Here is a 12,856-nt window from a genome sequence, read left to right as displayed (position 1 = left end):
CGTCGGCGGGACTGGGCGCTGGCGACGACGAGGGCCATCTCGCGCCGCCGAGCGCAGCAGCCCGTGGCCTTCAGGCCGCGCCCGAGGCGAGCGCCTCGCGCACCGCCGCAACGCCCGCCTCCACCTCGGCGAACGACGTCGAGAGCGGCGAGAGCCCGAGGCGCAGGGCGTCAGGGTTGCGGAAGTCGGGGATCACGCCGGCGTCCCAGAGGCGGGGGAGGAGCGCCTTGAAGTCGGGGTGGCGGAGGGTCACGTGGCTGCCGCGCACCGCAGGGTCGCGCGGAGTGGCGGTGACGACGCCGAGCGGGGCGAGGTGCTCGTCGGCCAGGGCGAACGCGTGATCGGTCAGCGCCAGCGACTTGGTGCGCACCGCGTCGATGCCGACCTCCTCGATCAGGTCGAGCATGTCCTGCATGGGCAGCATGCCGAGGACGGGCGGGGTGCCGCTGATGAACCGGCGGATGCCCGGCGCCGGCTCGTAGGACGCCGCCATCGCGAAGACGTCGGCTGCGCCCATCCATCCCTGGATCGGCTGCTCGAGTCGCGCCTGCAGATCGGCCCGCGCGAAGAGGAACGCCGGGGCTCCTGGTCCGCCGTTCAGGAACTTGTACGTGCAGCCCACCGCGAGGTCGGCGCCCGCCTCGTCGAGCGACATCGGCACGACGCCGGCCGAATGGCAGAGGTCCCACACGACGAGAGCCCCGGCGTCGTGCACGATCGCGGTGATCGCCGGCAGATCGGCCAGGAACCCCGACCGGTACGACACGTGATTGAGCAGCACGACCGCCGTGCCGGGTCCGACGGCGTCGCCGACGAGTGCGGGCGTGACGCCGGCATCCGGGTCGACGTGGATCCAGCGCACCGTCGCACCTCGCTCGCGGGCGATGCCCTCGACGACGAAGCGGTCGGTCGGGAACTGGTCGTCGTCCAGCACGATCTCGTGTCGTCCGGCGCGCTGCCCGATCTCGAGAGCGGCGCGGAGGGCCTTGTAGAGCAGCACCGTCGTGGAGTCGCCGACCACGGTCTGGCCGGCGGCCGAGCCGAGGGCGAGCGCGCCGATGCGGTCGCCGACGACGGTGGGGAGGTCCATCCACCGGTCGTCCCACGAGCGGATGAGGCGGGTGCCCCAGTCGTGCGCGACGAAGCCGGCGATCCGGTCGGCGGTCGCGCGCAGCGGTCGGCCGAGCGAGTTGCCGTCCAAGTAGGCGGTCACTCCGACGGCGGGCACGAAGCGATCGACGTACGCGGCGAGGGGGTCGGTGGTGTCGAGATCGGTCATTCGGCGAGCTCCTGTTCGTCTGCCAGTGAGAGGAGGGCGGGTGGGGACAGGACGGCGGCTCGGGCGAGGTCCTCGAGCCGGGTCGGCCGCGCCGGCAGCCAGGTGACGAGACGCGTGTCGAACCCGGTCTCGCCGCTCCCCGGCGTCAGCGCGCGCACGACGTCGTCGAGCCCAAGGCCGGCGGCGGCGAGGGCGGCGATCTCGCGGCCGTCGAGGCCGGGCGGCAGCGCTCCGTTGCCGAGGTCCGTCCCGTACAGCACGGCCCCGCCGAGGCGATGGAACCGGGCCAGGTTGTCGACGGCGATGTCCTGAGCCGCGGTGCCCCGGTGGATGTCGAGCGTCGAGATCCACGCCATCGAGCGCGCGAGGTCGGCGATCAGGTCGTCGTCGAGGCGCTCCGAGAACGGCGTGTGCGCGAGGGCGTCGACCCCGGCGCGTGCGGCGCGCCGCACCTGGCCGAGGCCCTGCGCGTGCGCGAAGACCGGCAGCCCTCGCGCGTGCGCGGCGGTCACCACGGCATCGAGCGTGGCGTCGTCCCACACCGGCCCGGCGTCCGTGTTCAGTGCGATCTTGACGAGCGAGGCGGCGGCCCTGGCCACGCCCTCGACCACCGCATCGGCGTCGTCGGGAGCCGCCACGGCCACGGAGGCGGTGTCGGGCGCCCAGCCCGAGCGCGATGGGTAGCCGTTCGGCGCCGTGAGGAGGGGCCCGGCGACCGACACCTCCGGCCACGCGCTCGCCGGGTCGCGCGTGAGGGAGGGCCACGTTCCTGCGACCTCGGGGTCCCAGCCCAGGTCGACGACCCGGCCGATACCTCCCGCGACGAGCGCCCCCGCGTCGACGAGGCCGAGGTGCACGTGCGAGTCGGTGAAGGGCGCGAGCACGACGCCCGGGATGTGGGCCTCGGGCTCTGACGCGGCAGAGGGCGCAGGAACTACCGGCCCCCCGAACTCCACCCGCCCGCCGGTGACCACGAGGGTGCTGGGCCCGCGCCAGCCGCCGAACCAGACGTCGTCGCAGGTGAGGAGCATGCGTCCATCCTGCCGTGCCCGGGCGGCGCCCGGCCGCGCCGCTACGCTCGGAGCATGCGCATCCGCCTCGCGTCCGAAGCCGATTGGCCCGCGATCTGGCCCTTCTACCGCGTCATCGCCGAGGCGGGCGAGACGTACTCGCTCCCGGACGAGCCGATGGAGACGGCGATCGCGCAGTGGTTCGCACCCGGCCACACGGTCGTCGTCGCGGTGGAGGACGACGGCACCGCACCACGCGACGACGGCGTGCCGGGCCGTGACGGTGTACCGGCCGGCGACACCGTGCTGGGCTCGGCGCACTACGGGCCGAACCGCCCGGCGCGAGGGTCGCACGTGTCGACCGCGAGCTTCATGGTCGCGCCCGAGGCGGCGGGCCGGGGCATCGGCCGCGCGCTCGGCGAGCACGTGGTCGCCGCGGCGGCCGCCGACGGCTACCGGAGCATGCAGTTCAACGCCGTCGTCGAGACGAACACCGCCGCAGTGAAGCTCTGGACGAGCCTCGGCTTCCGCATCATCGGCACGGTGCCCGAGGCCTTCGATCACGCGACCGAAGGCCTCGTCGGCCTGCACATCATGCTCAAGCCGTTCGAGCGGGCCGACAGCTAGGCCCGCGAGACCTCGACCTCGACGACCGCCCACGACAGGGCCGGCAGCGAGAGGCTCACGCCCGAGCCGTCGACGCTCACGCCCTCGAGCGGCACCAGACCCACGGAGTCCTGAGCCTCGAGCGTGTTCGCCGTGTGGCGCGAGCCGCCCTGGGGCACCTCGAGCAGCTCGGCGCGCACGACCCGTCCGCCAGCGAAGCCGTTGAGCGCGATGTCGACGGACGCCGACTCGTCGAGCCCGCGGTTGGCGAGGAAGAACGCGACCTTGCCCGACTCCTCGTCATAGGTCGCCGAGACGTCGACCGCGTCGGCGTCGCCGAACGTTCCTGCCGCCACCTTGTCGCTGATGACGGACGTGCGCAGGATCTCGCCCCGCGCCAGTGCGGCCATCCGGGCGAAGGGCCAGAAGATCGTCTGCTTCCACGCCGGGCCGTTCTCTTCGGAGCGGATCGGCGCGATCACGTTGACGAGCTGCGCCTGGTTCGCGATCGACACGCGGTCGCCGTGGCGGAGGAGCGAGTTGAGGAGGGTGCCCACCACGACCGCGTCGGTGACGCTGTAGGCGTCCTCGATGAGGCGGGGGTGCTCGCGCCACGACTGCGAGACGGCGTCGGGCTGGTCGTCGGTGTCGAGGCCCGACTGGTACCAGACGTTCCACTCGTCGAACGAGAGGTTGATGTACTTCTTGGCCTTGCGCTTGGCGCGCACCGCGTCGCAGGTCGCGACGACCGACTCGATGAAGTAGTCCATGTCGACCGACGAGGCCAGGAAGGACGCGGCGTCGCCGTCGTGCTCCTGGTAGTAGGCGTGCATCGACATGTAGTCGACCTCGTCGTACGCGTGCGACAGGACGGTGTGCTCCCACGAGCCGAAGGTCGGCATGCCCGAGTTCGACGAGCCGACCGCGACGAGCTCGATCGACGGGTCGACGAAGCGCATGGCCTTGCCGGCCTCCTGCGCGAGGCGGCCGTACTCGTCGGCGGTCTTGTGGCCGATCTGCCAGGGGCCGTCGAGCTCGTTGCCGAGGCACCAGAGCTTGATGTCGAACGGGTCCTTGGCGCCGTTCGCGATGCGGCGGTCCGAGAGCGCGGTGCCGCCGGGGTGGTTGGCGTACTCGACGAGCTCGCGGGCCGCGTCGACGCCGCGGGTGCCGAGGTTGATCGCCTCCATGACCTCGACGTCGGCCTCCTTGGACCACTCGACGAACTCGTGCAGGCCGAAGGCGTTGGTCTCGACGGTGTGCCAGGCGCCGTCGAGGCGGCGCGGGCGGTCTTCGACCGGGCCGACGCCGTCTTCCCAGTTGTAGCCCGAGACGAAGTTGCCGCCGGGGTAGCGGACGACCGTCGGGCCGAGCTCCTTGACGAGCTCCAGGACGTCCTGGCGGAAGCCGCGGTCGTCGGCCTCGGCGTGGCCGGGCTCGTAGATGCCGGTGTAGACGCAGCGGCCCATGTGCTCGACGAACGAGCCGAAGAGGCGGCGGGGCACCGGACCGATCGTGAAGTCGCGGTCGATGACAATGCGGGCGGAGGGCATGGGAATCCTTACGTGTGGGGGTGTGGAAGAGGGGCGCGGTCGCCCGCGCCCCTCTCGAATCGGTGGAGCGGCGCAGGTCAGCCCTTGAGGCCCGACCCGGTGACGCCTTCGACGATCTGACGCTGGAAGGCCAGGTACAGGATGATCAGCGGCAGGGCGGCCAGGAGGGCGCCGGCCTGGATGTCGGCGTAGCGCTGGCCGAAGCTGCCCTGGACGGTCGCGAGACCGACGGGAATGGTCATCAGGTTCGGGTTCGAGAGCACGAACAGGGGCAGGAGCAGGTTGTTCCAGACCCCGACGAAGGTGAGGATCACGACGGCCGCGACGACGGGACGCGACAGCGGCATGATGACCGACCAGTAGACCTTCCACAGGCCGGCGCCGTCGATGCGCGCCGCCTCCTCGAGCTCGCGGGGGATGCCGTCGAAGAACTGCTTGAAGATGAAGACGGCGATGGCTGCGGGCACCTGCGGGAAGATGACCGACCAGTAGGTGTTCAGCAGGTTGACCGCGCCGAGCTCCTGGAAGATCGGGATGATCAGCACCTGGGTCGGGATCATGATTCCGAACAGGATCGCCAGGAGCGCGAGGTTCGAGCCGCGGAACTTCAGCCGCGACAGCGCGAACGCGGCCATCGAGGCGAAGAGCACGGTCAGGGCGGCGGTGATGACCGACGTGATCCCCGAGGCGAGGTACCAGTTCCAGATGTCTCCGGCCTGGAACAGCGACGCGTACGAGTGCAGCGTCGGGTTCCAGTTCTTCAGGATCTCGGGGGCTCCGAGCGCGGCCACGCCGTTGTCCGAGAGCGAGGTCTTCAGGGCGAAGAGGCTCGGGATCAGCCAGATGATGGCGAAGACGGTGAGGACGATCGCCGAGACGATGCCGAACGTCTTGCCGCTGGTGCCGACGCGGGCGCCGGTCGGGCGGGGTGCGGGAGCTGCGCCCGAGATCGGGGACTTCGGCCGGCGGGGTGCGTCGGTGATCGCCATGATCAGGCCGCCTTTCGTTCTGCTGCGCGCTCGATGAGCTGGCGGATCACGGCGATGGCCACGATCACGATGAGAAGGAGGACGGAGGCGGCGCTGGCCGCTCCGAGCCGGTTGTCGGTGAAGCCGGTGTTGGTGACCAGGCCGAGTGCGACCTGCGTCGAGATACCGGGCCCTCCCGAGGTCATCAGGTACACCTGGTCGAAGATCTTGAGGCTGGCGATGATCTGAAGCAGGATCACGAGGGTCGTCGTGCGGTTGAGGAGGGGAAGGGTGATGTAGCGGATCTGCTCCCAGTTCGATGCGCCGTCGACGGCCGCGGCCTCGTACAGCTCGCGCGGGATCTCCTGGAGGCCGGCGAGGTAGAGCACGAAGTTGAATCCGAGGGTCCACCACACCGTCGCGATCGCAATGCCGATCATGGCGGTCTTCGGGTCGGCGAGGACTCCGCTGCCGGCCGTGATGCCGACCCAGCCCTGCGCCGTCGCCCAGAGGCCGGAGCCCGGCGTGAAGATGAACAGCCAGATCAGCGAGATCGTCGCCGACGGGAGGATGTAGGGCAGGAAGAACGCCAGACGGAAGAACCACTGACCGCGACGCACCCGGTTCGTCAGGATCGCGAACACGAACGCGATGATGACCAGCGGCGGCACGGTGTAGAGCGTGAACTGGAGCGTGTGCCACATGGCGCTCCAGAAGTCGGCCCGGGTCAGCATCTCGGCGTAGTTCGAGAAGCCGGCGAACGAGCCGAGTCCGGTCCGCACGGTCGACGTGTTGAAGAAGCTCGAGATGAGCATCCACACGGCGGGTCCGAGCAGGAAGGCGATGTAGAACAGGCCGAACGGGGCGAGGAAGAGCCAGGCTCCTCGTCCCTCGCCTCGGGCCAGGGCAGACCCGATGCTGCGTCGGGCCTTCGGTGCGGCCGCTTGCGAGCGGCGGGTGAGAGCAGGTGCGGCGGTCACGTCGTTGTACCTCCAGGGTCGGGAAGAGAGAGGGGGATCAGAGCGGGCTGGGGGTGTTCGTGTAGACCTTGAGCTGGCCCTTGATGGCCGAGAGCGCGCCCTGCGGCGAGACGGCGAGCTGCTGCACGAGGCCCAGCTGCGCGCCGACCGTGTTCTCGAAGGTCGAGCCCGACCCGCCGTACCAGGCCGGATCGTCGTAGATCGCGTAGCCGGCAGCCGACGCGTAGTCGGCCTGCGGCTCGAGCGCCTTGTACGCCGAGCTGTCGAGGGTGGGGAGGTACGCAGGAACGTGGCCGCCCATCGCCCAGGTCTGGCTCTGGTCCAGCATCGACTTGATGAAGGTCATCGCCTGCTTGCGCTGCTCGGGCGTCCGGTCTTTGCGGGGCAGCACGAACGTGTGCGAGTCGGCTTGCGCAGCCGGCTTGTCGAACAGGTTCGGGATCGGCACCATGCCGAACTTCAGGCCCTTGATCGACTGCGCGGTGGTGATCTCCCACTCGCCCTCGAGGTAGAAGCCGGCCTTGCCGGTGAACATCTGCGTCTGGGCGCCGGCGTAGTCGAGGCCCTTGTTCAGCCAGCCCTTCTTGACCCACTCCTGGATCTTGGTGAGGACCTTGACGAAGGCGTCCTCGTCGACCGAGATCTTCGCGCCGTTGTCCGAGAGGAAGGGCGAGACGCCGTTGATCTGGTGGTAGAGGGTCGTGAAGACGCGCCACGGGGTGGCGTTCTCGTTGACGTTTCCGACCGTTATCGCTGTTCCGCCGGTGACCTTGGCGATGGCGGCGAGGGCCGACTCGAAGGCGTCGAGCCCGGTGAGGTCTTTCAGCTTGCCGTCGGAGTCGAGGAGGCCCGCTTTGCCGACGACGTCGGAGTTGAAGAACATCACGAGCGGGTGCGTGTCGAGGGGGATGGCGATGTTCTTGCCGTCGGTCTTCTGGGCGTCCCACGAGGCCTGGTTGAAGTCGGTCGACGACAGGCCGACCGACGCGAGGTCGGCCTCGGTGATCGGGTCGAGGATCCCGCCGTCCCACAGCGGCTTCGCGCGGGTGAGGTGCGCGACCGCGACGTCCGGCGGCTTGTTGCCGACGGTGGCGAGCGTCAGCTTCGAGTAGTACGGGTTGCCCCAGGCGAAGACCGTGGCCTGGAGCGCGCCGGAGCCGCCGTGCTGCTTCTCGTAGCCGGCCTCCATGGTCTGCATGCGGCTGCCGTCGCCGCCGCCGAACAGGTTCCAGAAGATCAGCTGGTCGGGGTTGAGCGGGCTGCCGACCAGGCCGGCGCCGATGGGGCTGGTCGCGCAGCCTGCCAATGCGACCGTGCCTGCGGCAGCGAGTGCGCCGCCCAGGAATGCTCGTCGTGAAAATGCGTTCGCTGTCGCCATTTCGACCTCCTCGTCGGTGTGACAGTGCAAGTGATTGCACGATGCCGCGGTCGGGTGGCCGGGCTTCGTAGAAGATGACTATTACATCGTTGTAACGCGGCGTCAAGACCTTCTTGACGGAAGTATGCGCGTCTTCACGCCGAAACGGTCGATGCGCGGATCACGATCTGATGCGGAATGTAGATCCGACGGGGCGCGAGAGCGCGGTCGGCGATGCGATCGGAGAGAAGCGACAGCGTGGTCTCGGCGAAGGCCCGCTTGTCGAAGGACACCGTCGTCAGCGGCGGGGATGCGAACCGGCCGCTGTGCACGTCGTCGAACCCGGCGACGGCGATCTGCTCGGGAACCCGGATCCGGCGTTCGAATAGAGCGCTCAGCACGCCGTTGGCCATCGAGTCGGTGAAGCAGAACACGGCGTCCATCTCGAGGCCCGCATCGAGGGCCCGCACGATCGCCGCTTCGGCGACACCCGGTACCCAGTCGTCGGCGACGAGCTCGAGAGCGGGGTCGTGCGGAACGCCCGCCTCGGCGAGAGCCTCCCGGTAGCCGCGGGTCCGGGCGCGGGCCGAGGCGGTGTCGAAATCGGGTCCGTCGGCTCCGACCACGGCGATCCGGCGGTGGCCGAGCGAGAGCAGGTGAGCGGTCATGTCGCGTGCCGCGGCCACGCTGTCGACGGCGACCCGGTCGACGAGATCCTGCTCGACCTCGCCGATCAGCACCACGGGAGGCAGGTCGTCGGTGCCGACGATCGCGCTCGACTCCAGGTTGACCGGGTTCAGCACCAGGCCGTCGATCAGGTGCTCGCGACCCCGCGACAGGAGCTCCCTCTCGCGCTCGGGCCGCTTGCCGGTCTGCTCGAGCTGCACCGACCAGCCCTGCTCGTGGGCCACCTCGACGAACTGGTCGAGCATCTCGGCGCTGTACTCCATGCTGAGGTCGGGGAAGGCGAGCGCGATCGCGCCCGTTCGCCCGTTCCGGAGACCTCGCGCGCTGAGGTTCGGAACGTACTGGAGCTCGGCGACCGCGAGCTCGACCCGTTCGCGCGTCTCGGGGCGCACGAAGACGACGCCGTTTATCACGTTGGAGACGGTCTTCGGGCTCACCCCGGCCAGGGTCGCCACGTCTCGGACGGTTGCGCGCATCGCCTCACAGTAGCGCGGCGGGTGTCGCCGGCTCGCGGGGGTGCTTGTACCTACGCCGACGCGGCTCGTCGGGTGAGGGGTCGCTGCTTGCTCGCTGATGGCCGCGGGCGGACAACGAGCGACTCCTCACCGGCGCGGCGCGGGCCGGCGCGGGGCGGCGCGGGCCGGCGCGGGGCGGCGCGGGCCGGCGCGGGCCGGCGCGGGGCGGGCCGGGCCGGCGCGCCGGCGAGGGCCGGCCAGAGGGGCGCGACAGGTTTGTCTGTCCCGCGAAATGCGCCCTTCATGCTGAATGTGAAATCGATATATTGATGACGTCATCATGGAAGGGATGTATCGAGAACACATGCACGAGGTCGATCATCCCCTCCGCCACTTGGCGACGAGCATCAGCCGAGCGCCCGCGGGCTGCCATCCCGCACTCCTGGACAGAGCTGAGATCGCATCGCTCGCCCGCTCACCGGTCTCCCGACCGTCGGCAGCCCCGAACTACATCAGCGATCTCGGCCTTCGGCGCTCGCCGGATCCGGCCGACTTCCTCACCCATGCTCTCGCCGGACGCCACGACATCGTCTCGTTCGCTGGGGCATGGCAGGCCTCGGTGACAGCTGCCCGCGCAATCATCAGATCTGGGCGTCCTGCGACGACCTGTCGTCTTCTCACGTACCTCGGTTCGATCTTGTCCCACGACGAGTCGTCCGACGCCGGTGCCCTCTTCCTCCGGGCGGGTGTCGCGCCGGATGCCGGAGAAGTGGACGCGGCGATGGCGAAGATTCGATTCTCGGCCTGGTCGATAAAGCGTCGGTCGGACTTCGACACCGGTCTCACGACGCTGCGAGCGGTCCGGAGAGATCTCACGCAAGCGATGCTCGACCGACGGGTGTCCGACGGCGACGCCCGAGTCCTCGAGGCCATCACGGTCAACCTCGAGGCTCTCGTCGCGGTGAGGCGCCGGGAGCTCGACTCGGCCGGCTTCCTGATGGATCGTGCGGCTCGGGCCGTGGAAGGCTCGCGGGTCGTCATGGTCGGCGACAGCGAGCGTCGCCGATACTCAGCGCAGATCGAGGTCAATCGCGCTCAACTGCTCGTCGGCGCGGGCAAATACGGGGCGGCTCTCAACCGGCTCGAGACGGTCGTCGCGGGAGAACGCGGCGGTGATTCCGCGTCGCTGTCCGAGGCGCTCGCCTTGAGCGGCTATGTCCATTACCGGTGCGGCGGCTTCCAGCGCGCGAGCGAGCTGCTCAGCGAAGCCGAGTCGCTCATCGCTCGAGAAGGAGCGCCAAGTCGACTGGCCCTGGTCCGGAAGAACCTCGCAGCGGCGACGGCTCTGAGTGGCGATGACGAGGGTGCGGGCGATGTCCTTCGCAGGATCGCCGACGACCCGATCGGCTCGTCCCTTGTGGCGGAGGCAGCGGCATGAGCGAACCGATGCTCGTCCTCTCGGATGTCACCCGTGACTTCGGTCGCGGTCCGGCGCGACGCCGCGCCGTCGACGGGGTGTCGCTGCAGATCGGACCCGGCGAGGTCCTCGGCGTGCTCGGGCCCAACGGCGCAGGTAAGACGACCACCATCAAGATGGCGGCCACCCTCCTCGAACCCGGCTCCGGCGGCGTCCAGGTGGCAGGCGTCGATGCCGTCCGGCGTCCCCGGGAGGCCCGCCGGTCAATCGGCCTCGTCCTCGGCGGCGACCGCGGCTTCTACCTGCGCGCGACCGCGACCGACAACCTCCGCTTCTTCGCCGACTTGAGCGGGGCCGCCTCTCCGCGCGACTCCCGGGTCGCAGCGGTGCTCGAGCGGGTCGGGCTGGGTGACCGAGGCTCGTCCCGGGTCGAGACGTTCTCGCGCGGAATGCGGCAGCGACTCCACGTGGCCCGGGCGCTCCTGGCCGATCCACCGCTCATCCTGCTCGACGAGCCGTCGATCGGGCTCGATCCCGAAGGCGCGCAGGAACTCCGCCAGCTCGTCCGCGAGTTGAGGTCCGAGGGGCGCGGCATCCTCCTCACGACCCACTACCTCGACGAGGCCGACCAGCTCGCAGACCGACTCGTCGTGATCGTCGGCGGCCGGGCCGTCGTCACTGGCTCGTCAGCGGACATCGCCGCGCACGCCGGGATCTCGACCGTCACCGGATTCATGGTCGAGTCGGCGTCCGACCCGGCCGACCTCGTGGCGTCCGACCCGGATGTCGCGACGACGTTCTCCGCGCGCGGGCTCTGGTCGCTCGACGTCCTCTGGGGAGCACGCGGCTACCGGGAGGAGATCGCAGCGGATCTCCGGTCGCGCCTCGTCGTGGTGTCCGAGCACACCCGCGGCGCGACCCTAGAGGAGTCCTACCTGGCGCTCCTCCGCGGTCAGTCGTCACCCAACGCGTTCTCGTGATGCGGCTCTTCATTCGGTTGGCCGCGTTCCACACCCGCCAGCTCCTCCGCACGTCGTTCTTCGTCCAGCAGGCCGTCACCGCGCCGCTCGCATTCCTCCTCCTCGGCACTCTCGGCGGCCTCGCCTCCGGGCACATCGTTGCACCGAACGCCTGGTTCACGGCGTCCGTCGCAGGGCTGTGGGCCACCACCACGACGGCGGTCGGCATGATCGGCTTCCAGCGATTCCAGGGGACGCTCGAGCACCTGGTGATGTCGACCGCCCCGCCGTCCATCGTCTTCGGGGGGCTCTGCGCCGGCGCGGCGCTCATCGGCCTCGTGGGTGTTCCGGTCGCAGTTCTCGGGCAGCTGCTGTTGGGCGGCGGTGTCGTCGTCCGCGACGTGCAGGTGCTGGCCGTCCTCCTCACGGTCGCCGCGTGCGTGGCATCCTCGGCGGTCCTCGCCTCGCTCTTCGTGGTCGTCCGCGGGGGAACGGTCGTCGAATCCCTCCTGGTGACTCCGATGTGGCTCCTGTGCGGCCTGGTGATCCCCGTCTCGCATCTTCCAGCGTGGGCGCTCCCCCTCGCTGCACTCCATCCGCTCACCGGTGCCGTCGCGCTCGGTCGATCCGCCTCGATCGCCGAGTCCTGGGGGTGGGCGATCCAGGCCCTCGCCCTCTCCGCCGTCTGGACCCTCGTCGCCCGGAGGCTGCTGTCCGTTGCGGTCCATCGGGCTCGCGTGGCCGGAACACTGGCCCTGTCATGACGGCGAGCCTGCGCACCGCTGTCCGGATCGCCTGGGCGAGCCTGCCCGAGTCCCGCGATCGGCGTCTGCTGGCAGTCCGGTTCGTTGGAACCCCGCTGGCCGCCGCGCTGTTCTACTTCGCGATGTCAGCGGCGGGAGGCGGTGCCCGCGACGCGGGCGATGCGGTCGCCGCGGCTATCGGCGCGGGAGCCTCGGGTGCCGCGGTCTCCGTCGCGGTGCTCCTCGCGAGCGACCGGTTCGAAGGAACCCTCCCCTTCCTGCTGATGGCCTCCCGTGGCACCGTCGTCGCCTGGTTGGGCCGAGCGTCCGTCCTGCTGACGGTCGGCATCGGAATGGCCTCGGTCGGCGCGGTCGTCCCGCTCGCGCTCGTCGGCGGAGTCGGCGGGCTGGATCGAGTCGCGGGGGTCGCGCTGGCGTTCGTGGCCGTGGCACCGGCATCGGCCGGAGTCGGGTTCCTGGTGGGGTCCGTCGGGCTTCGAATGCGCGATTCGCTGTTCCTGGCCAACGCCGCCGAGTTCCTGCTGCCCCTCGTCACGGGCGTCGTCGCGCCGCTGTCGACGCTCCCGGTCGGCATGGCCGGCGTGCTCCGGCTCATTCCGATCGCGGATGTCATCGATGCTGCGAGAGTCGCCGCGACCGCAGGAACGACGCCCGCCTACTGGTCGGACCTCGGGCTCGCGGCCCTCGCTTCGGTCGCGTGGGGTGCCGCCGCGGTGGCGTCGTGGGTGTTCTTCGGCCGGCTCGCTCGACGGACGGGCTCGGCGGACGGCTTCGCCGGCGGCTGAGGCAGCCGATCGCCGTCGGGAACGCGCCGCTGGCGT

At 70.2% G+C, this 12,856-nt stretch carries 12 protein-coding genes; 5 read left to right on the top strand and 7 right to left on the bottom strand.

Going from position 1 to position 12,856, the window contains the following annotated elements:
* Positions 1-70: 70 nt before the first annotated feature.
* Positions 71-1,279, bottom strand: a complete 1,209-nt coding sequence (locus EDF46_RS11165) for a kynureninase (protein WP_123506339.1) — start codon at positions 1,277-1,279, stop codon at positions 71-73.
* Positions 1,276-2,310 carry an amidohydrolase gene (locus EDF46_RS11160; RefSeq protein ID WP_123506338.1) on the bottom strand — a complete coding sequence of 345 codons (1,035 nt, stop codon included), beginning with the start codon at positions 2,308-2,310 and terminating at the stop codon, positions 1,276-1,278. Before EDF46_RS11160 ends, EDF46_RS11165 begins: the two co-directional genes overlap by 4 nt.
* A gap of 54 nt (positions 2,311-2,364) precedes the next feature.
* Here EDF46_RS11160 and EDF46_RS11155 point away from each other — a divergent pair, with 54 nt between their 5' ends.
* The gene (locus tag EDF46_RS11155; protein WP_123506337.1) at positions 2,365-2,916 is read left to right on the top strand and encodes a GNAT family N-acetyltransferase; all 552 of its coding nucleotides are present in this window, start codon (positions 2,365-2,367) and stop codon (positions 2,914-2,916) included.
* Here the strand turns inward: EDF46_RS11155 and EDF46_RS11150 are convergent.
* From EDF46_RS11150 to EDF46_RS11130, 5 genes are all read right to left on the bottom strand, one after another.
* A complete protein-coding gene (locus EDF46_RS11150) occupies positions 2,913-4,448 on the bottom strand; it encodes an alpha-N-arabinofuranosidase (protein ID WP_123506336.1) in 1,536 nt (511 codons plus the stop codon). The genes EDF46_RS11155 and EDF46_RS11150 overlap by 4 nt on opposite strands.
* A gap of 77 nt (positions 4,449-4,525) precedes the next feature.
* A complete protein-coding gene (locus EDF46_RS11145) occupies positions 4,526-5,437 on the bottom strand; it encodes a carbohydrate ABC transporter permease (RefSeq protein ID WP_123506335.1) in 912 nt (303 codons plus the stop codon).
* A 2-nt stretch (positions 5,438-5,439) separates the two neighbouring features.
* Positions 5,440-6,396 carry a carbohydrate ABC transporter permease gene (locus tag EDF46_RS11140; protein ID WP_158614223.1) on the bottom strand — a complete coding sequence of 319 codons (957 nt, stop codon included), beginning with the start codon at positions 6,394-6,396 and terminating at the stop codon, positions 5,440-5,442.
* Between the two features lie 37 nt (positions 6,397-6,433).
* Positions 6,434-7,774 carry a sugar ABC transporter substrate-binding protein gene (locus EDF46_RS11135; RefSeq protein WP_123506334.1) on the bottom strand — a complete coding sequence of 447 codons (1,341 nt, stop codon included), beginning with the start codon at positions 7,772-7,774 and terminating at the stop codon, positions 6,434-6,436.
* Between the two features lie 134 nt (positions 7,775-7,908).
* Positions 7,909-8,916 (bottom strand): LacI family DNA-binding transcriptional regulator, encoded by a 1,008-nt coding sequence (locus tag EDF46_RS11130; RefSeq protein ID WP_123506333.1) that lies wholly within the window; start codon positions 8,914-8,916, stop codon positions 7,909-7,911.
* 676 nt (positions 8,917-9,592) lie between these two features.
* On the opposite strand from EDF46_RS11130, the gene EDF46_RS11120 reads away from it, so the two are divergent.
* Genes EDF46_RS11120 through EDF46_RS11105 form a run of 4 tightly spaced genes read left to right on the top strand, consistent with a single transcriptional unit; the run spans position 9,593 to position 12,820 of the window.
* Positions 9,593-10,333: a hypothetical protein gene (locus EDF46_RS11120; protein ID WP_148061194.1), complete on the top strand. Its 741-nt coding sequence runs from the start codon at positions 9,593-9,595 to the stop codon at positions 10,331-10,333.
* Positions 10,330-11,292: an ABC transporter ATP-binding protein gene (locus tag EDF46_RS11115; RefSeq protein ID WP_123506330.1), complete on the top strand. Its 963-nt coding sequence runs from the start codon at positions 10,330-10,332 to the stop codon at positions 11,290-11,292. Before EDF46_RS11120 ends, EDF46_RS11115 begins: the two co-directional genes overlap by 4 nt.
* A complete protein-coding gene (locus tag EDF46_RS11110; protein WP_123506329.1) occupies positions 11,292-12,035 on the top strand; it encodes an ABC transporter permease in 744 nt (247 codons plus the stop codon). Before EDF46_RS11115 ends, EDF46_RS11110 begins: the two co-directional genes overlap by 1 nt.
* Positions 12,032-12,820 (top strand): hypothetical protein, encoded by a 789-nt coding sequence (locus tag EDF46_RS11105; protein ID WP_123506328.1) that lies wholly within the window; start codon positions 12,032-12,034, stop codon positions 12,818-12,820. The genes EDF46_RS11110 and EDF46_RS11105 overlap by 4 nt, the downstream gene beginning before the upstream one ends.
* Positions 12,821-12,856: the final 36 nt, after the last annotated feature.

Origin of the sequence: Frondihabitans sp. PhB188 (assembly GCF_003752365.1) — a bacterium.
Lineage (GTDB): Bacteria > Actinomycetota > Actinomycetes > Actinomycetales > Microbacteriaceae > Frondihabitans.
This window is presented reverse-complemented; position numbering and strand designations above follow the sequence as displayed.